The 18,227-nt window shown below is 72.7% G+C and carries 21 protein-coding genes and 1 tRNA gene; 13 read left to right on the forward strand and 9 right to left on the reverse strand.

All coding sequences use genetic code 11. The annotated features are described in order from the left end of the window. Position 1: 1 nt before the first annotated feature. Positions 2 to 74: transfer RNA gene (locus tag ACH54P_RS34790), tRNA-Arg, on the reverse strand. Between the two features lie 271 nt (positions 75 to 345). On the opposite strand from ACH54P_RS34790, the gene ACH54P_RS34795 reads away from it, so the two are divergent. The 8 genes from ACH54P_RS34795 (at position 346) to ACH54P_RS34830 (ending at position 7,734) form a co-directional block, all read left to right on the forward strand. Further along, a complete protein-coding gene (locus tag ACH54P_RS34795; protein WP_360265871.1) occupies positions 346 to 999 on the forward strand; it encodes a response regulator in 654 nt (217 codons plus the stop codon). After that, positions 1,000 to 1,608, forward strand: coding sequence for a trimeric intracellular cation channel family protein (locus tag ACH54P_RS34800; RefSeq protein ID WP_489907534.1), 609 nt, complete (start codon positions 1,000 to 1,002; stop codon positions 1,606 to 1,608). Positions 1,609 to 1,675: 67 nt separating this feature from the next. Beyond that, complete coding sequence (locus ACH54P_RS34805; protein ID WP_361092650.1) at positions 1,676 to 2,368, forward strand: response regulator transcription factor; 693 nt, start codon at positions 1,676 to 1,678, stop codon at positions 2,366 to 2,368. Continuing rightward, positions 2,365 to 3,780, forward strand: a complete 1,416-nt coding sequence (locus ACH54P_RS34810) for a sensor histidine kinase (RefSeq protein ID WP_489907535.1) — start codon at positions 2,365 to 2,367, stop codon at positions 3,778 to 3,780. The genes ACH54P_RS34805 and ACH54P_RS34810 overlap by 4 nt, the downstream gene beginning before the upstream one ends. 44 nt (positions 3,781 to 3,824) lie before the next feature. Next, positions 3,825 to 4,256: a hypothetical protein gene (locus tag ACH54P_RS34815; protein WP_489907536.1), complete on the forward strand. Its 432-nt coding sequence runs from the start codon at positions 3,825 to 3,827 to the stop codon at positions 4,254 to 4,256. A 98-nt stretch (positions 4,257 to 4,354) separates the two neighbouring features. Beyond that, the gene (locus ACH54P_RS34820) at positions 4,355 to 5,155 is read left to right on the forward strand and encodes a DeoR/GlpR family DNA-binding transcription regulator (RefSeq protein WP_489907537.1); all 801 of its coding nucleotides are present in this window, start codon (positions 4,355 to 4,357) and stop codon (positions 5,153 to 5,155) included. Next, entirely contained in the window at positions 5,152 to 6,234 is a 1,083-nt protein-coding gene (galT, locus tag ACH54P_RS34825; protein ID WP_489907538.1) for a galactose-1-phosphate uridylyltransferase, read from the forward strand. Before ACH54P_RS34820 ends, galT begins: the two co-directional genes overlap by 4 nt. A 72-nt stretch (positions 6,235 to 6,306) precedes the next feature. Next, on the forward strand, positions 6,307 to 7,734 hold the full coding sequence (locus ACH54P_RS34830) for a S1C family serine protease (protein WP_489907539.1): 1,428 nt from the start codon (positions 6,307 to 6,309) through the stop codon (positions 7,732 to 7,734). 137 nt (positions 7,735 to 7,871) lie between these two features. On the opposite strand, the gene ACH54P_RS34835 is transcribed toward ACH54P_RS34830, so the two are convergent. The 5 genes from ACH54P_RS34835 to ACH54P_RS34855 are packed head-to-tail and all read right to left on the reverse strand — an operon-like array spanning position 7,872 to position 11,542. Then, positions 7,872 to 8,459, reverse strand: a complete 588-nt coding sequence (locus ACH54P_RS34835) for a hypothetical protein (RefSeq protein WP_489907540.1) — start codon at positions 8,457 to 8,459, stop codon at positions 7,872 to 7,874. After that, positions 8,456 to 9,589, reverse strand: a complete 1,134-nt coding sequence (locus ACH54P_RS34840; protein ID WP_489907541.1) for a molybdopterin-dependent oxidoreductase — start codon at positions 9,587 to 9,589, stop codon at positions 8,456 to 8,458. Before ACH54P_RS34840 ends, ACH54P_RS34835 begins: the two co-directional genes overlap by 4 nt. Next, on the reverse strand, positions 9,586 to 10,218 hold the full coding sequence (locus ACH54P_RS34845) for a class I SAM-dependent methyltransferase (protein ID WP_489907542.1): 633 nt from the start codon (positions 10,216 to 10,218) through the stop codon (positions 9,586 to 9,588). The genes ACH54P_RS34840 and ACH54P_RS34845 overlap by 4 nt, the downstream gene beginning before the upstream one ends. Then, a complete protein-coding gene (locus ACH54P_RS34850; protein WP_489907543.1) occupies positions 10,218 to 10,901 on the reverse strand; it encodes a TIGR04282 family arsenosugar biosynthesis glycosyltransferase in 684 nt (227 codons plus the stop codon). Before ACH54P_RS34850 ends, ACH54P_RS34845 begins: the two co-directional genes overlap by 1 nt. Next, entirely contained in the window at positions 10,898 to 11,542 is a 645-nt protein-coding gene (locus ACH54P_RS34855; RefSeq protein ID WP_489916807.1) for a glycosyltransferase family 2 protein, read from the reverse strand. The genes ACH54P_RS34850 and ACH54P_RS34855 overlap by 4 nt, the downstream gene beginning before the upstream one ends. A gap of 159 nt (positions 11,543 to 11,701) precedes the next feature. Between ACH54P_RS34855 and ACH54P_RS34860 the strand changes: the two genes are divergently transcribed. Genes ACH54P_RS34860 through ACH54P_RS34870 form a run of 3 tightly spaced genes read left to right on the forward strand, consistent with a single transcriptional unit; the run spans position 11,702 to position 14,887 of the window. Further along, complete coding sequence (locus ACH54P_RS34860) at positions 11,702 to 13,129, forward strand: hypothetical protein (protein ID WP_489907544.1); 1,428 nt, start codon at positions 11,702 to 11,704, stop codon at positions 13,127 to 13,129. 10 nt (positions 13,130 to 13,139) lie between these two features. Continuing rightward, on the forward strand, positions 13,140 to 13,841 hold the full coding sequence (locus ACH54P_RS34865; protein ID WP_489907545.1) for a response regulator transcription factor: 702 nt from the start codon (positions 13,140 to 13,142) through the stop codon (positions 13,839 to 13,841). Further along, complete coding sequence (locus tag ACH54P_RS34870) at positions 13,838 to 14,887, forward strand: sensor histidine kinase (protein WP_489907546.1); 1,050 nt, start codon at positions 13,838 to 13,840, stop codon at positions 14,885 to 14,887. The genes ACH54P_RS34865 and ACH54P_RS34870 overlap by 4 nt, the downstream gene beginning before the upstream one ends. Here ACH54P_RS34870 and ACH54P_RS34875 read toward each other — a convergent pair. After that, the gene (locus ACH54P_RS34875; RefSeq protein WP_489907547.1) at positions 14,884 to 15,714 is read right to left on the reverse strand and encodes an MBL fold metallo-hydrolase; all 831 of its coding nucleotides are present in this window, start codon (positions 15,712 to 15,714) and stop codon (positions 14,884 to 14,886) included. The two genes, ACH54P_RS34870 and ACH54P_RS34875, sit on opposite strands and share 4 nt — an antisense overlap. Positions 15,715 to 15,751: 37 nt before the next feature. Next, complete coding sequence (locus ACH54P_RS34880) at positions 15,752 to 16,813, reverse strand: NAD-dependent epimerase/dehydratase family protein (protein ID WP_489907548.1); 1,062 nt, start codon at positions 16,811 to 16,813, stop codon at positions 15,752 to 15,754. A gap of 123 nt (positions 16,814 to 16,936) precedes the next feature. Between ACH54P_RS34880 and ACH54P_RS34885 the strand changes: the two genes are divergently transcribed. Together ACH54P_RS34885 and ACH54P_RS34890 are read left to right on the forward strand one after the other, a co-directional pair. Continuing rightward, positions 16,937 to 17,437: a MogA/MoaB family molybdenum cofactor biosynthesis protein gene (locus tag ACH54P_RS34885; protein ID WP_013230045.1), complete on the forward strand. Its 501-nt coding sequence runs from the start codon at positions 16,937 to 16,939 to the stop codon at positions 17,435 to 17,437. A 184-nt stretch (positions 17,438 to 17,621) separates the two neighbouring features. Further along, entirely contained in the window at positions 17,622 to 17,795 is a 174-nt protein-coding gene (locus ACH54P_RS34890) for a hypothetical protein (RefSeq protein ID WP_489907549.1), read from the forward strand. 5 nt (positions 17,796 to 17,800) lie between these two features. On the opposite strand, the gene mscL is transcribed toward ACH54P_RS34890, so the two are convergent. Then, complete coding sequence (mscL, locus tag ACH54P_RS34895; RefSeq protein WP_489907550.1) at positions 17,801 to 18,214, reverse strand: large-conductance mechanosensitive channel protein MscL; 414 nt, start codon at positions 18,212 to 18,214, stop codon at positions 17,801 to 17,803. Positions 18,215 to 18,227: the final 13 nt, after the last annotated feature.

The raw sequence follows: 18,227 nt of genomic DNA on the forward strand, positions 1-18,227 counted from the left end.
GTGCCCCCGGCAGGATTCGAACCTGCGACACCCGCTTTAGGAGAGCGGTGCTCTATCCCCTGAGCTACGAGGGCATGTACTGCCGCGCTCAGCCTAGCGGACCGGGGGCGTGGGGAGTACGGCGGCACGGATGGAGTAGCCCGACGGACGTAGTCACCCAGGTGAGTGGTTCTCGGCCGCTGGTCGACGCCCTGGTACACCCAAGCGGACCACCGCGCTGCGCTGACCTGGACGGACCAGCGGGTCACCTGGTCGTGTCTGGTTTCGAACTGCTGAACAACAGTAGGTAACCTTCGTTAACGGGATGCGGGGAGCCGCCTCCACCGGCTGTTGCGGAGGGCTTCGTTGATCAAGCTCATGTTCGCCGACGACGAGGAACTGGTGCGCTCGGGGCTGCGCGCGATGATGTCCGGGGCCCAGGACATCGAGATCGTGGGCGAGGCGAGCGACGGCAGATCCGCGGTGGAGGTCGCGCGCCGGTATCACCCTGACGTGGCCCTTCTCGACATCAAGATGCGCGCTCCCGACGACGGCATCCGCGCGCTGAGGGCCATCCTCGCCCTCCCCGACCCGCCCACCGTCGCCATGCTGACCACCTTCGACATCGACGAGTACGTCAGCCTCGCGCTGCGGCTCGGCGCCAACGGCTTCCTCCTCAAGGACATCGACCCCGCCGCGCTGCTCAGGGCCGTGCGGGACCTCGCGCGTGGCGGTGCCGTCCTGGACCCGGGGGTGGCCGCGCGGATGGTGCAGACCCACCGGGACGAACAACGCGCCGCGCAGCCCGCCCGCAAGCTGCTCGCCTCGCTGTCCGACCGGGAACGCGAGGTCGTCGCGCTCATCGGGCAGGGCCTCTCCAACGCCGAGATCGGCGGGCGCCTCCACCTCTCCGAAGCCACCGTCAAAGGGTACGTCTCCGCCGTGCTCTCCAAGATCGGCGCGGCCAACCGGGTGCAGGCCGCCCTCCTGGCCTACCGCGGTGGCCTGCTCGACCAGTAAATGCTGCTCACGGCGCTGGAGTTCCTCGGTCTCGTCGCCTTCGCGGCGTCCGGGGCGCTCGCCGCCGTGCGGGCGCGGCTCGACGTCTTCGGCGTGGTCGTCGTCGGGCTCACCACCGCGCTCGGCGGCGGCGTCATCCGGGACGTCCTGCTCGGCATCCACCCGCCGACGACGCTGCGGAACTGGCCCTACCTCGCCGTCTGCGCCGGCACCGCCCTCGTCGTGTTCGTCTTCCACCCGCAGGTCGCGCGGCTGCGGCGGGGCGTGCTGCTCGCGGACGCGCTCGGGCTCGGCGTCTTCGCCACCTCCGGGACGACCATCGCGCTCAACGCCGGCGCGACCGTCTACGCGGCGTGTCTGATCGGCATGACGACCGGGATCGGCGGCGGTGCCGTGCGCGATCTGCTGCTCCGGGAAATCCCGCTCGTCCTGCGGAAGGACATCTACGCCGTGGCCGCGCTGGCCGGCTCGGCGCTCGTGGTCGTCGGTCACGCTGTGCGACTTCCGGAGGGGCCGGTGACCGTCGCGGCGGCCGCGGTCGTCGTCGCGATCAGGATGGTCGCGCTCTGGCGGCACTGGAACGCGCCGCTCCCGCGCGCGGCGGAGTAAGGATTCTCTTTGTTAGTTCTGTGTGTGTTCTTAGGCGAGTCTCAGCACGCTGAGTAAAACTACAGCCATGCGCATCCTTGTGGTGGACGACGACCGCGCCGTCCGTGAGTCGCTCCGGCGGTCCCTGGAGTTCAACGGCTACCAGGTCCAGCTGGCCAGCGACGGTGCGCAGGCGCTCGAGGCGATCATCGCCGACCGGCCGGACGCGATGGTCCTGGACGTCATGATGCCGCGGCTCGACGGCCTGGAGGTGGCCCGCCGCCTCCGCAGCACCGGCGACGACCTGCCGATCCTCGTGCTCACCGCCCGCGACACCGTCTCCGACCGCGTGTCCGGCCTGGACGCCGGCGCCGACGACTACCTGCCGAAGCCGTTCGCGCTCGAGGAACTGCTCGCCCGGCTGCGGGCCCTGCTGCGCCGCGCCGTCCCGGAGGGTCAGAACGGCCAGGCGTCGGAGGTCCTGTCCTTCGCGGACCTGACCCTCGACCCCGGCACGCGCGAGGTCCGCCGCGGCGGCCGCGAGATCAGCCTGACCCGGACCGAGTTCGCGCTGCTGGAGCTGTTCCTTTCCTACCCGAAGCACGTCCTCACGCGGGGCCGGATCTTGGAGGAAGTATGGGGTTACGACTTCCCGACGTCGGGCAACGCGCTGGAGGTCTACGTCGGCTACTTGCGCCGCAAGACGGAGGCCGAGGGGGAGCCGAGGCTGATCCACACGGTGCGGGGAGTGGGGTACGTCCTGAGGGAAACCCCGCCGTGACCGACCCCGGCGCGGAGGACCCCCGCGGCACGCGGTGGGGCACGCGCCGGTTCTCCCTGCGCGGCCGGGTGACGCTGCTGGCCGCCGCCTGCGTCGCCGGCGCCGTCGCGCTGGTGTCGATCGGCGCGTACATGGTCGTGCGCAGCAACCTCTACCAGCAGCTGGACGACGGCCTCGTCGCGCGCGCCGAGGCGGCGGTCGACTCGCCGCAGGTGCAGACCGAGCTGCGGCAGGTCCCCGGCGCGTTCCTGGCCAGCGCCGACCTGCAGATCGGGCAGCTCAACGCCGCGCCCGACGTCCAGCACGCCGTGATGACCTATCCGCTGTCGAGCTCGGCGCCGCCGTTCGACCAGCGCGAACTGGACGTCGCGAACGGCGATTCGCCGCAGTCGCTGCGGACGGACTTCCGGACCGACAGCCGCGTCGTCGCGCTGCCGTCCGGGCACGGCGAGGCCATCGTGCTCGCCCAGTCGATGGGCCCGACCAAGCGGACGCTGAACGAGCTCGCGCTGGTGCTCTTCCTGATCGGCGGCGCCGGCATCCTGGTCGCCGCCGCGGCGGGCACCGCGGTCGCGCGGGCCGGCCTGCGCCCGGTCGACCGGCTGACGTCGGCCGCCGAGCGCGTCGCCAAGACCGGCGACCTGCGGCCGATCCCGGTCAGCGGCGACGACGAGCTGGCACGCCTCACCCAGACCTTCAACACCATGCTCGGCACGGTCGCGGACTCGCAGGAACGCCAGCGCCAGCTGGTCGCGGACGCCGGCCACGAGCTGCGGACGCCGTTGACGTCGCTGCGCACCAACCTCGAGCTGCTGCTCGCCGCGAGCAAACCGGGCGCGCCGCCGCTGCCGGACGAGGACCGGATCGACATCGTCGCGGACATCAGCGGCCAGCTCGACGAGCTCACCCAGCTCATCGGCGACCTCGTCGAGCTCGCGCGCCAGGACGAGCCGCGCGAGCGCTTCGAACGCGTCGAGCTGCTGGAGGTCGTCGAGCGGGCGCTGGACCGGGCGCGGCGGCGGGCGGGCGAGATCAACTTCGACGTCTCGCTGCAGCCGTGGGTGCTCACCGGCGACAACAGCTCGCTCGAGCGCGCGGTGCTGAACCTGCTGGACAACGCCGTGAAGTTCTCGCCGCCCGACGCGACGGTCTGGGTGCGGCTGTACCCGCTCGGCGACGGCACCGCCGTGGTCGAGGTGGCCGACGCCGGGCCGGGCATCGCCGAAGAGGACCTGCCCAAGGTGTTCGACCGCTTCTACCGCTCGTCGGAGGCCCGGACGCTGCCCGGCTCGGGCCTCGGCCTGGCGATCGTTAAGCACGCGGCCGAGCGGCACGGCGGGGCCGTGTACGCCTCGCGGGCGCCCGAGGGTGGCGCGTTGATGACCATCCGGCTGCCGGGGGCGCCTGGCTGACTCGTTCGCGAGACGCCGACGGCGGAATCGGCCAGGATCGGCGGATGGTTCGCCGCGAGCTGGTCTGCCGTTGCCTGGTCGCGGCGGCGAGCGGGCTGCTCGCGACGTTCGCCTTGCGGGTGTTCCCGTACCGGGACACGTGCACCGGCGCGGCGTGCTTTCTCGTCGCGCTGCTCGTCGTACCGCTGGTGGTGGTCGGTGCCGCGCTGCTCGCGTATGCGCTGATGGCGCTGGCCCGCGTCCGGCCGGCCTGGCCCGTCGCGCTGATCGGGCCGCTCGCCCTGCTCTCGCTGGTCACCACCGTGCTCGACCTGGTGACGTGCCCTTTCCCGGTGGTCTGCGTGGCTGTCGCCGGCTGCTATGCGCTCGCGGCGCTCGTGACCGCCGACGGGATGCCGCGCGCGTGGCGGGTTGCGCTGGCCTCGCCCGTGGTGGTGTTGTTCGCCTGGGGCGTGGTTCTGCCGATCGCGCTGTGACCTGGTACTTCGAAGTTCACCCCCGCCGAGCCTGCGGATCCTGTGTTGAATCGTGTAGGATTTTGTGTGGTTGGGCTCGACGGGGACGGAGTTGAACGGTGCTGGCGCGTCAGCGACAGGCGGTGATCCTGGAAGAGGCACGCCGGACCGGTGCGGTCCGGGTCAGTGACCTCGTGACCAGGCTGGGCGTGTCCGACATGACGGTCCGCCGCGACCTGGACGTGCTGGCCGGGCGAGGACTCGTCGAGAAGGTGTACGGCGGCGCCACCTCCGTCGTCGGCAAGAGCACCGACGAGCCCGGCTTCGAGGCCAAGTCCGTGCGCCAGCGCGCGCAGAAGGAAGCCATCGCCGAACTCGCCGCGACGCTGGTCCGGCCCGGCACCGCGATCGGCATCTCCGCCGGCACCACCACGTGGACGCTGGCGCGGGCGCTCGACGCCATCCCCGGGCTCACCATCGTGACCAACTCGATCCAGGTCGCGGACGTGCTCCGCGCGTCGACGCAGCCGGATCGCACGGTCGTGCTCACCGGCGGCGTGCGGACGCCGTCGGACGCGTTGGTGGGGCCGGTCGCCGTGCACAGCCTGCGGTCGCTGCACCTCGACGTCGTCTTCCTCGGCGTGCACGGGATGGCCGACGGGCCGGGGTTCACGACGCCGAACCTCACCGAGAGCGAAACGGACCGCGCGCTGGTCGAGGCCGGGCGCAAGCTCGTCGTGCTCGCCGACCACACCAAGTGGGGCACGGTCGGGATCTCCACGATCGCCGACCTGGACGAGGCCGACGTCGTCGTCACCGACGACGGGCTTTCGGGCGAGGCCAAGGAAATACTTGCCGAACGGGCAGGGGAACTCATGATCGCCGAAACGGCGGAGACGGTCGAGGCCGAAGAAGCGTGAAGCGCACTGTACGACACCTGGCCGACGGCCGGGAGATCATCTACTTCGACCAGCCCGGCGCGCCGGACCGCGTCGCCGAGGACACCCGCGACCTGCCGCCGGTTTCGGCCGCGTCGGAGATCCGGCTGGACCCGCTGACCGGGGAATGGGTGGCGATGGCCGCCCACCGGCAGACGCGGACCTACAAGCCGCCGGCGGACCTCTGTCCGCTGTGCCCGAGCAAACCCGGCAAACCCAGCGAAATCCCCGAAAGCGACTACGACGTCGTCGTCTTCGAGAACCGCTTCCCGTCCTTCGCCGAGGACGTCGTCGGCGAGCCGTCCACTGTGGATGGTCTCGGCCTGGTGCCGGTGCGGCCCGGGCGCGGCCGCTGCGAGGTCGTCTGCTTCACCAGCGACCACGACGGCGCCTTCGCCCGGCTGAGCGCGAAGCAGGTGCGGGCCGTGGTGGACGCGTGGGCGGACCGCACGGCCGGCCTCTCCGCGGTGCCCGGCGTCGAGCAGGTCTTCCCGTTCGAGAACCGCGGCGAGGAGATCGGCGTCACGCTGTCGCACCCGCACGGGCAGATCTACGGCTACCCGTTCGTCACGCCGAAGACCGAGCGGATGCTCGAAGTCGCCCGCGCCTACCAGGCCGAACACGGCCGGCCGGTGCTCGGCGACGTGCTCGCGGCCGAACTCAAGTCCGGCGCCCGCGTGGTGACGTCCGGCGAGCACTGGACGGCGTACGTGCCGCCCGCGGCGCGCTGGCCGGTCCAAGTGCAGATCGTGCCGCACCGGCAGGTCCCGGACATCCCGGCGCTGACCGACGCCGAGCGCGACGACTTCGCCGACGTCTACCTGGACGTGCTGCGCCGCTGCGACGCGCTGTACGACCGGCCGCTGCCGTACATCGCGGCGTGGCACCAGGCGCCGGTGCACCGCGACCGCGACCTCGGCTGGCTCCACCTGGAACTGTTCTCCGTGCTGCGCGCGAAGGACAAGCTGAAGTACCTGGCGGGGTCCGAATCGGGCATGGCGGTGTGGATCAACGACGCGACTCCGGAGCAGATCGCGGAACGGCTCCGCGCGGCGGGCTGAGAAGGCCATACTCATCTCCGATGCACAGGTTCGGCTCAGGAACCTCTCAGGACCATCGCGCAAGGTGAGGACATGACCGAGAACGACCCCAGCGCGCACGACCCCGCGGCGCCCCGGCACCCCGCGGACGTCCAGCCCGGCCACGAGGCCGCTCAGGGTGGTTGGGCGGGTACTCCGTACGGCGAGCAGGCCGCGCCCGAGTCCGGCGGCTCGCCGCAGTACCCGGCGCCGTCCTACCACGCGGTGACCGGGGCCGATCCGTCGTACGGGACGCAGCAGCACACGAACCCCTGGTCAGCACCGGGTGCGCAGGTGCCCTCCGGCCAGACCCAGCAGAGCGTCTACCCGCCGCCGAACTCGTACGGGCCGCCCGGCACGGGCGTCTACAACGCGCCCGCCCCGCAGCCGAAGCGGTCCGGCGGGAAGCTGCTCGCCGGCGTCGCGCTGGTCGCGCTGCTGGTCGGCGGCATCGCGGGCGGGACGGTCGGGTACCTCACCGGCGGGGCGTCCGGCCCGGTCAGCAACGCCCTCGACGCGCCGAAGCCGGCCCAGCAGACCGGCAACGCGCCCGCCGGCTCGGTCGAAGCCGTCGCGCAGAAGCTGTCGCCGAGCGTCGTCGAGCTGCAGGTCAGCGGGCAGCAGGGGGCCGGCGAGGGCTCCGGGTTCGTGATCAGCACCGACGGCTACATCCTGACGAACAACCACGTCGTCGAGGTCGCCGCGAACGGCGGCCAGATCCAGGCCGTGTTCCAGGACGGCAAGAAGGCAGCCGCCAAGGTCGTCGGCCGCGACCCGACGACCGACATCGCGGTGGTCAAGGTCGACGGCGTCAGCAACCTGACCCCGGTCGAGATCGGCCGGTCCGACGACCTGCGCGTCGGCCAGTCGGTGGTCGCCATCGGCTCGCCGTTCGAGCTGGCCGGCACGGTCACCTCCGGCATCGTCAGCTCGCTGCACCGGCCGGTGCGCGCGGGCGGCAGCAGCGGCGACCAGACCACGGTGATGGACGCCGTCCAGACCGACGCCGCGATCAACCCGGGCAACTCGGGTGGTCCGCTGGCGAACATGGCCGGCCAGGTCATCGGCATCAACTCGGCGATCTACAGCCCGCAGTCGGCGTCCGGCGGCCAGGGGCAGGGCGCCTCCGAGGGCGGCAACGTCGGCATCGGCTTCGCCATCCCGATCGACCAGGCCCGCCGCACCGCGGACACGATCATCAAGACCGGCCAGGCCGTGCAGACCTACATCGGCGCGCAGGTGAAGGACGCCCCGCAGGGCGGCGCCCAGCTCGGCGCCATCGACGGCGGCAGCCCGGCGGAGAAGGCCGGCCTCAAGGCGGGCGACATCGTCACGAAGATCGACGACCGCCCGATCGACTCGGCCGACACGCTGGTCGCGGCGATCCGCACCCGCGCCCCGGACGAGAAGGCGACGTTCACGCTCTCCGACGGCCGCACGGTCGAGGTGACGCTCGGCGGCAAGCCCGTCCAGCCCAACTGATCGGTTCCAGACGCTCGGCCGCCTCGGCGCGGCCGAGACCAACTTCGGCTCGACCCCCGTAACCGGGGCCGGACCCACAAGGCCACGCGCGACCAGGCACTCGATGCCGGTCGCGCGTGGCCGCATTTGTGGCGGGGTCAGGTGCCGGGACGGTCGGCTGGTGTGCCGGGAGGGTCGGCTGGCGTACCCGGAAGGTCGGCCCGCGTGCCGGGTGGGTCGGTTCGTGTGTCTGGCGGGATCTCACGCGTGATCGGGCGGGCATCACTCGTGACTGGGCGGGCAGCACCCGTGATTGGAGGGGCATCACGTGTGATGGGGCGGACGACACGGTGGGACAGGGCGAAGACGATCACCGCGAGCCAGACCGCGGCCAGCGTCAGGGCCAGGCCCAGGGCCGGGTTGCCGTCGTGGAGGCCGGGCATCGGCGGGGTGCCGTACGGGCGCCAGAGCAGCGGGAACGCCAGGATCAGCAGCACGCCGGTGGTGACCGTGCCGGCGACGACCGGGGTCTTCCACGGGCGCGGCAGGAAGCGGGCCAGGACGACGCCGAGCAGCGCCGTCAGCGGGGCGACGACGCCGTCGTTGAGGAGCGGGCCGCCGACGATCCAGCCGACCGTCCCGAAGACGTCCGGGCGCAGCGGCAGCGCGTACTCGGCGAACAGCACCACGCCCCACGCCAGCGCCGCGAGGCCCGGCAGGGCAAGCAGAGCGCGCGCGGTCTTCACAGTGCCTCCAGCTTCGTGACCCACTTCGTCTGCAGCACGCCGGGCCGGTTCGGGGCGATGATCCGGCACGGGAAGCCGTGGTCGATGTCGAGGACTTCGCCGTTCAGCTCCAGGGCCAGCAGGGTCAGCTCGTCGGCCGTGTGCTCGCCGGGGAGCACGCTGACGCCGTAGAGCCCGGAACGCTCCAAAGAGGACACCCGCACCGCCGTCCCCGGCGTCGCGCCGACGGCCTTCAGCAGCGCCGGCAGGGAAACCCCGCGCCAGGTCGCCGACTGGCTCCAGCCCTCCACGCACGCGATCGGCAGCTCCGCCGTGGTCTGCGGCAGCGCGCGCAGCTCGTCGAGCGAGAACGCCGTCGTGCCGCGCCGGGTCACCACGGACAGCCGCCAGCTCGCGGCCCGCGCGGCCTGCGTGACGCCCGCGGCCGCCGCCGTGCGGTTCACCGGAAGGTTCTGCGTGCCCTTGCCCGTCTTCCAGGCGAGGCCGGAAACGCCGCGCAGGAACGGGACCGTCGCACCGGCAGTCGCAACGACCGCGACACCCGTCGCCAGCCCGGTCGTGAGCAGGAAGCCCCGCCGGGACAACCCGCCGGCGGGCGGTTCCTCGTCGACGACGGTGGTGGTGCGGCTCAGCGCCCGGCGGATCACCGGCAGCTTCACCGCGACGTGCACCAGGATCGACCCGATCGCCAGCCACGCGACCGCGTAGTGGACCTGCGGGAAGTAGAAGCCCCACGGGTAGTTCTGCGCGACGTTCAGCAGCCCGGTCGTCAGCTCGAAGAACGCCGCCCCGGACAGCACCAGGATCGACAGCCGTTCCAGGGCGTGCGGCAGCGAGCGGACGAGCGGCCGGCCGAACAGCTTCGGGTAGACGCTCCACAGTTTCGCCAGCAGCAACGGGATCGACGCCACGCCGGAGATCACGTGCAGCCCCTGCGTGACGCGGTAGAGCCCGACCGGGCGGCTGGGCCAGAAGAACCACGACGGCGGGTGCTGGATCAGGTGGCTGATCAGGCCCGTCACGAAGCACGTCGTGAACGTGACCGCCAGGGCCAGGCCGATCTTCGAGGTCACGCGCTCGTCGTGCGCGGCTGCCTTGAACTGTTCTTCCTGGGGGACGGGCAGCTTCACGATCGCTCCAATCGCGCGAACCAGCGGTGGCCGTGCCGGGTGGTCCAGTCGACGCGCAGCCCGGCGCGCAGGGCGACTTCGGCGATCGCGTCCGCGCCGACCCACGCCCAGGTGAACCACGCGACGTCCGGGTGGCCCGGCCGCAGCCGGACGCGCTCGAGCCGCAGGCCGTGGCCGGGCTGCTCCAGCTCGACGAGGACGTCGCCGTCGGCGGCGATCAGCTGCGCCGTGCGCCGCAACAGGGCCGCCGGATCGCCGCCGATGCCGATGTTGCCGTCGGCGAGCAGGGCGTGCCGCCAGCGGCCTTCGCCGGGCAGGGGGTCGAAGACGTTGCGGTGCAACGCCATCCCGCCGCGACGGCGGGTCAGGCTGACAGCCGTGCGCGAGCTGTCGACGCCCAGTGCGACGACCCCGCGGCCGGCCAGTGCCGCGGTGAGCCTGCCGGGACCGCAGCCGATGTCGACGGTCGGCCCGGAACAGGCGTCGAGCAGGACGTCGTCGCCCTCGGACGGCTCGGTCCAGCGTTCGACCGGCAGCTCGATCCGCTCGCCGTCGGCCAGTTCGAGCCAGCACCGGTGGCCGAGCAGGCCGCGGTCGAACTCGTTGCCGATGGTCACTGGGGCCGTCATCACGCGACCGCCCGTCCGCCGACCGCCGCGACGGCGCGGGCGAACCGGCCGTCCGGGCACGCCGCCGCGACCGCGCGGGCGTCGGCCATGGTGTCCACATCGGACAGCAGGGCCGCCCGTCGCGGCCGCAGCCCGCTCGCGGTGAGCGCCCGCAGCGTGCGTTCGCCGGTGTCGTCACGGGACATCGGGACGCCCGCGAGGACCTGCGCGTACCGCGGCTCGGCGAGCCCCAGCGCCCACCAGCCGCCGTCCGCGGCCGGGCCGAGCACCGAGTCGTGCCCGCCGTCCAGGACGGGCGCGGCCGCCGCGGCGAGGGACTCCGGGGTGACCTGCGGGGTGTCCATGCCGATCTGCAGGATCGGCAGGCCCGCGTGCACCGCGGCGGCGTCCGCGTGGGCGTTCGCCAGCCGCGCCCCGAAGTCCCAGCCACGCTGGGGGATCGTGGTGACGCGGCGCAGCGCCATGCCGATTTCGGCGGGCCGGGCGGCCGCGCCGAGGTCGCCGGTCATCGCGACGACGGGCGCGGCGCCGGGAACGGCGCAGACGGCGTCGAGCGTGTCGAGCAGCGCGGCCGCGGCGATCTGCGCCGCCTGGGCCGGCGTCGCCGGCGGGCAGAGCCGGGTCTTGGCGAGCCCCGGCACCGGTGCCTTGGCCACGACCAGCAGGATGAACCGGGCCGTCATCGCGCCAGCACCCGCCCGAAGTCGCGGACAGCGCGCAGCGTGCCCCGGACCGAGCCGGACACCTTCGACTTCGTCCCCTTGGCGCGTTCGCCGTAGCGGACGTCGAATTCGCGGACCCGCCACCCGGCGCGCTGGGCCTTGAGCAGCAGCTCCAGCGGGTAGCCGAACGCCCGGTCGGTGACGTCGAGCCCGAGCAGCGCCCGCCGGTCCGCGGCGCGCAGGGGCGCGATGTCGCGCACCGGCAGTCCGCGGCCGCGCAACAGCATCGCCAGCACGACGTTGCCCGCTCGCGCGTGCCACGGCCACACCCCGGGACCCGTCGGCACCCGGCGCCCGACGGCGAGGTCGGCGCCGTCCTCGACCGCGGTCACCAGCCGCGGCAGGTCGGCGAGGTCCAGGGACCCGTCCGCGTCGGCGAAGCACACGATGTCGGCGGTGGCGGCTTCGAGGCCGGTGTGCACGGCCGCGCCGTAGCCGCGGCGCGGTTCGTGGACGACCTTGGCGCCCAGCGAGGCCGCCACTTCGGGCGAGCCGTCGGCCGAACCGTTGTCGACCACGATCGCGCGGTAGCCCGGAGGCAAGCCGGCCAGCACACCGGGCAGGGCGCCCGCTTCGTCGAGGCAAGGGAGGACGACGTCCACTCCTGAGTCAGTCACGGGCTTGACCGTAAGTCCACGCTGGACGGTGTAGAACCCTTGCGGGGCTTACCGAATCATGACATCGGCGGAGTTCTTACCGGGTCGTTACGGCTGCCGTTCCCGGCCCGCCGGACCTCGTCCGCGGGCTTAGGGTGGGCAGCGATGAGCGAGTCGAATCCGGCAGCCCGGCTCGCCGAGCCGCCTGCCCGCGAACCCGAACGCCCGGTACCCGATCGGTCCGGACACCGCGCCACCCGAGCCGATCTCCTCGCCGTCGCGGTGGCCGCGGTGCTCGTCGCCGCGGCCACCGCGGCCGGCCTGTACTACAACCGGCCGGGCTCGGGCGTGGTCATCTTCGTCAACTCGCCCCCGCTGTTCGCCGACTGGCTGCCGCACGTCGGTCCGGGCTCCGCGTTCGCCGTGCTCATCGCCGCCGTGGTCGTGCTCCAGGGCCCGGCACTGGCCGCCCGCGTGCCGTGGCGCCGCGCGCTCGTCGCCGGGTACCTCGCGTCGCTGGGCTGGATCTTCTCCCTGGCCATGGTCGACGGCTGGACGCGCGGGTTCGCCCAGCACCTGACCATTCCGCAGGAGTACCTCCACGAGGTGCCCGGGATCACCGACATCCCGCGGATGCTGCGCGAGTTCTCCTCCCGCATCCTCGACTTCCAGCCGAATTCGTGGACGACGCACGTCTCCGGGCACCCGCCGGGCGCGACGCTCGTCTTCGTCTGGCTGGACCGGATCGGCCTGCACGGCGGCGCCTGGGCCGCGACGGCCGTCGTGCTCGTGGGCAGCCTCGTCGCGGTGGCCGTGCCCGCGACGGTCGCCCTGCTCGGCCGCCCCGACGCCGCTCGCGCGGTGCTGCCGTTCGCCGTCCTGACGCCGGGGGCGGTGTGGATCGGCGTGTCCGCGGACGGCCTGTTCGCCGGGGTGACCGCCACCGGGCTGGCCCTGCTCGCGTTGTCCGCGAGGGGGTTCGCCGGTGGCCGCCGGTACGCCGTGCCGGCCGGGTTGGCCGCCGGTGTTCTGCTCGGCTTCGGCATCTTCCTGTCGTACGGCCTGGTGCTGCTCGGCCTCCTGGCGGTGGCCGTGGCCGTCCTCGGCCGGCAGTGGCGGGCGGCCGCCCTGGCGATCGCCGCGGCGCTGGCCGTCGTCGGCGTCTTCGCCTGGGCGGGCTTCTGGTGGCTCGACGGCTACCACCTGGTCGTCGAGCGCTACTACCAGGGCGTCGCGCTGGTCCGGCCCTATTCGTACTGGGTCTGGGCGGATCTGGCGGCCGTCGCCGTCGCCCTCGGCCCCGCGGTGATCGCCGCTCTCCGGCGGGGACTCGCGCAGACCTTCCTGCCCGGGCCACGCCGTGCCGTGTTCGCCGATCCGGTGCTGCTCCTGGGCGTCGCCGCCCTGCTCACCATCGTGTTCGCCGACGTTTCGGGCCTGTCGAAGGCCGAGACCGAACGGATCTGGCTACCGTTCGGGGTGTGGTTGCTGCCGATGACGGCCTTGCTGCCGCGGCCCGGGCGCCGGTGGTGGCTCGCCGCGCAGGCGGGCACGGCACTGGCGGTCAACCACCTGCTGCTGACCGGCTGGTGAGGGAGACGTGATGAACGATCAGGCCGGGCGGGTGCTCGTGGTCGACGACGACGAGACCGTCCGTGACGTCGTCCGCCGTTACCTCGAGGTGGCCGGGTTCACCGTCGACATGGCCGGCGACGGTGCCGAAGGGCTGGCAAAGTTCGCCGCCCACGAGCCCGACCTCGTCGTCCTCGACGTCATGATGCCGGGGATCAACGGCCTCGAGGTGTGCAAACGGCTGCGCCAGGTCAGCCAGGTGCCGATCGTCATGCTCACCGCCCTCGGCGAGGAGGAGAACCGGATCGCCGGCCTCCAGCTCGGTGCCGACGACTACGTGACGAAACCCTTCAGCCCCAAGGAACTCGCCCTCCGCGTCGCCTCGGTGCTGCGCCGCGCGCGGATGCCGCGCCCGGAACCGGCCGCCGCCGAGCTGGTGGACGGCGGCCTGCGGCTCCAGATGACCGCGCGCACCGCGACCCTGGGCGGCCGCGAACTCCCGCTCACGAGCCGCGAGTTCGACCTGCTGGCGTTCTTCCTCGCCCACCCCGGCGTCGCCTACTCGCGCGCGGACCTGCTCGAGAAGGTGTGGGGCTGGGACTTCGGCGACCAGTCCACTGTGACCGTCCACGTGCGACGGTTGCGTGAAAAGATCGAGCGCGACCCGGCCAAGCCGACCCGGGTGGCGACCGTGTGGGGCGTCGGCTACCGCTACGACCGGGAGCAACCGTGATCGGCTCCGGCGAGTCCTTTCCGGAGATGCTGACGCACCTCTGGCACATCCTGCCGTTCGCACTGCTGTTTTCCCTGCCGGTCGCGGCGCTGGGCGGCGCGGTGCTGTACGCCCTGCGCCGGGGCTCGCTGGCCACCACGCTCACGGTGCTGGTGCTGATCCCGGTGCTCGCCACGCTGGTCGGCGTCCTGGGCGTCAGCGGGTTCATGTTCACCCCGGCCCTGACCACGATGCTGCTGGTCTGCCTGCTCGTCGCGGTGGTCACCGTGCCGGCGGCGATCATCCTCGGCCGCGCCATCGCGCGCCGCAGCGTGTGGGAACGCGAGGCGCGGGACCGGGAGCGCGCGGCCGAGGCGTCCCGGCGCGAGCTGGTCGCCTGGATCAGCCACGACCTGCGCAGCCCGCTGGCCGGCATCCAGGCGATGGCCGAGGCGCTGGCCGACGGCGTCGTGTCCGAACGGAACGAGGTCGCCGACTACGCCCAGCGGATCAGCGGCGAGACCACCCGGCTCTCCGCGATGGTGGGTGACCTGTTCGAGCTCTCGCGGATCAGCGCGGGTGCCCTGGAGCTCACCATGTCCGCGGTGCCGCTGCGGGACGTCGTCAGCGACGCCGTCGCCGCCCAGGCCCCGGTCGCCGAGCGGAAGCGGGTGCGCGTGCTCGCGAACGCGTCGACCTGGCCGGTCGTGACCGGGAGCGACCCGGAACTGGCCCGGATCGTGCGGAACCTGGTGTCCAACGCGATCCGCCACACCCCGCCGGACGGGACGGTGGCGGTACAGATCGGCGTGGACGGCGACGAGGCGCTGCTCGCCGTCGACGACTCGTGCGGGGGCATCCCGGACGACGAGATCAACCGCGTCTTCGACGTCGCGTTCCGCGGGACGCAGGCCCGCACGCCGGAGCGCGGGGGCACGACCAGCGGCGGCGGCCTCGGCCTGGCCATCGCCAAGGGGCTCGTGGAGGCCCACCGCGGGAAGATCGGGGTCCAGAACCACGGGCCCGGGTGCCGGTTCGAGGTCCGCCTGCCGCTGGCGATGTCCTAGGCCGGCCGCGGCGTCCGGCCCGGCCCCAGCCGCAGGAACTCCATGCCGGGGAAGTGGGCGGCCGCGATCACCGCGTTCGTGCGTTCGACCTCGTCCAGCCAGCGCTGCCGGGTGCGGGCCGCCTCTTCCGGGGCGAAGTCGCCGATGAACCCGACCCGCTCGTCGCGCAGCTGCACGGGTGTGTGGATGACGTCGCCGAGCAGGATCAGGCGCTGGTCGTCCGCCACGATGTCCAGTACGTAGTGCCCGGGGGTGTGGCCCGGCGCGTGCCGCGCGGTGATGCCGGCCGCCAGCGCGACCGCGTCGCCGTGGATCCCTTCGGTGCTGCCGGCCGCGCGCACGGCCTCGAGCCCGACCCGGCTCCAGTCGTCGTGGCCGAGGCTGCCGACCAGCGGCTCCCAGTCCGCGGCCCCGTGGACGATCCGCGCGCGGCCGAACGCCGGAGTGCCTTCCGGCGCCAGCCAGCCCACGTGATCGGCGTGCAGGTGCGTGACGAAGACCGTGTCGACGTCCTCGGGCCGCACACCGGCCTCGGCCAAAGCGGCCAGGAGATCGCCGCCTTCACCCATCGGCGCCGCCGGGTCGGCGTCCGCCGGGGCCATGCCGTCGGGGTAGTCCATCTCGCGCGGACCGAACCCGGCGTCGACCAGAACCGTGCGTCCCTGGCCGCGGACCAGGAACGCGCCCGTCGGTACGTGGACCGTGCCGTCCGGGGCGAGCACCTCGGCGTGCTCGGCCGGGTCCAGGCCGGGGAAGAACGGGGTCGAGAGCCGGACGAGCCCGTCGGTCAGCGCTTCGATCGTGTAGTCGCCCACGGTGATCTGCATGCCGGGAACAAGTTCGGTCGACGTCGAACCATTCCCGTCAGGGCGAGACCGGGTCCCGCAGCTCCGCCGTGGCGAAGTCCGCCATGCCCTTGGCGAAGCCGATTTCCGCCGTGAAGCCCAGCAGCTCCTGGGCGCGGGCCGGGTCGGCCACCACGTGGCGGACGTCCGCCGGGCGGGCGCCGCCGATCACCTCGGGTGCCGGGCCGTCGCAGGCCCGGGCCAGTTCTTCGGCCAGCTCGCCCACCGTGTGCGGGGTGCCGGAGCAGACGTTCACCGGGATGATGTCGCCGGCCGGACCCTCCGTGCGCAGCGCGAGGACGTTCGCCCTCGCGACGTCGTGGACGTGCACGAAGTCGCGTTGCTGGCGGCCGTCCTCCAGGACCTTCGGGGCCTCGCCGCGCACCAGCGCCGAGCGGAACAGCGAAGCCACCCCGGCGTACGGGGTGTTCTGCGGCATCCGCGGGCCGTAGACGTTGTGGTACCGCATCGCCCACACGCTGCCGCCCGTCTGCCGCGCCCACGCGCCCGCCAGGTGCTCCTGCGCCAGCTTCGTCGCCGCGTACGTGCTGCGCGGGTTCAGGGGCGCGTCTTCGGGCACCAGCCGCCTGCTCAGCTCGGTGTCGCAGGTCGGGCACCGCGGCTCGAACCGGCCGGCGTCCACATCGGACTGCCGGCGCGGCGACGGCGCCACCACGCCGTGCTCGGGACACGCGTACCGGCCTTCGCCGTAGACGACCATCGACGACGCCAGCACCAGCTTCCGCACCCCGGCCGCGTGCATCCCGGCCAGCAGCACCGCCGTGCCGTAGTCGTTGTGCAGGGCGTACGAGGGCGCGTCCGACGGGTCGATGCCGTGCCCCACCACCGCCGCCTGGTGGCACACCGCGTCGACGCTGTCGAGCAACTCCGCGACGATCTCGGTGTCGGTGACGTCACCGCGCAGGAAGCGGTGCCTCCCGGTGTACGACGGCGGGGTGCGGGAGCCGTGGGCCGTGGGGAGCAGGTTGTCGAGCACCACGACCTCGTCACCCCCGTCGGCCAGCAGATCGGCGATGTGTGACCCGATGAACCCGGCTCCGCCGGTGACCAGTACGCGCACACCGGTCACGCTAGGGGCCCGGGCCGGTGACCGCCCGGCCCCGCGTGGTCGCGTCACCGAATCGTCAGAACTCACCCGGCACCTCCCGGCGGCGGGTGGCCCAAACCGACTACGGTGGGCGCCATGGAACGGAGTGCACAACGGCTGGGCCGGGCCCTCGTGGTCATCGTGGACGATCGCGTGGCGCACGGCGAGCACGAGGACACCACTGGCCCGCTGGTCACGGAGCTGCTCGAAGAAGCGGGCTTCATCGTCGACGGTGTCGTGGTCGTCGAGGCCGAGACCGCGGGTATCCGCAACGCGCTCAACACGGCCGTGATCGGCGGTGCCGACCTGGTGATCACCGTGGGCGGCACCGGCGTGCTGCCGCGTGACCGCACCCCCGACGCCACCGCCGGTGTGCTCGACCGCCCGATCCCGGGCATCAGCGAGGCGATCCGGGCGTCCGGTCTGGCCGCCGGGGCCGTCGACGCGGGGATCTCGCGGGGGCTCGCGGGTGTCTCCGGGAGCACCCTGGTGGTCAACCTCGCCGGGTCGCGGTCCGCGGTCCGCGACGGGATGGCGACGCTGACCTCGCTCGTGCCCCACGTGATCGACGAGCTTTCCGGCCTCGAAGAGGTGTGACCCCGATGTCCGCATCGGTGGCGGGCTGAGCGTCCGCAGGCTCGGTTTCGGTGGCGCCGGCCGGCGGAGCGGAGATCGCCGCTGTCGCAGGGCTCGGGCGGACCGCTGAGCACCTGCGCCGCCTCGATGCGCTCGGGTCAGCTCTCTGGAGTTGTCAAGGAACGCGTCGTGGGACACTGGGGGCATGCCTGGCCGTGAACGTGATCCCAAGACCAGCAGCGACCAGCGCCGCCGGGTCGATGAGATCTTCGGGGACGTCCTGCCCGAGACCACGTCCGATGAGCGCGATCCGGACCGGCGCACCGGCCTCCCGGACGACTGGTACCGGGAGAACCGGCCTCCGCACCACGATCGCTGACGGCTTCAGTCCCGGCTGTTGTCGCGCTGGGACTGGGCCCGCAGCAGGTCGCGGATCTCGATGAGCAGTTCCACGTCCGTCGGCTCGGAAGGGCCGGGTTCCTGACCGCGCTTGCGCCGCTCCTGCAGGTGCTTCACCGGCAGCACGATCACGAAGTAGACCACCGCCGCGACCAGCACGAAGTTGATCGCCGCGTTGATCACGCCACCGAAGTCCAGGAACGTCGCGTCGTTGTTGGCGAAGATCTGGTAGCCGAGGCCCTTCGCGGCGTCCGTGCCGCCGATCGTGCTGATCAGCGGTTTGATGAGGCCGTTGGTGAACGCCGTGACGATCGCCGTGAACGCCGAGCCGATGACCACCGCGACGGCGAGGTCCACGACGTTGCCGCGCATCAGGAAGTCTTTGAAGCCTTTGAACACTTGCACTCCTCAC

The organism is Amycolatopsis sp. N2S4-7 (genome assembly GCF_058119595.1).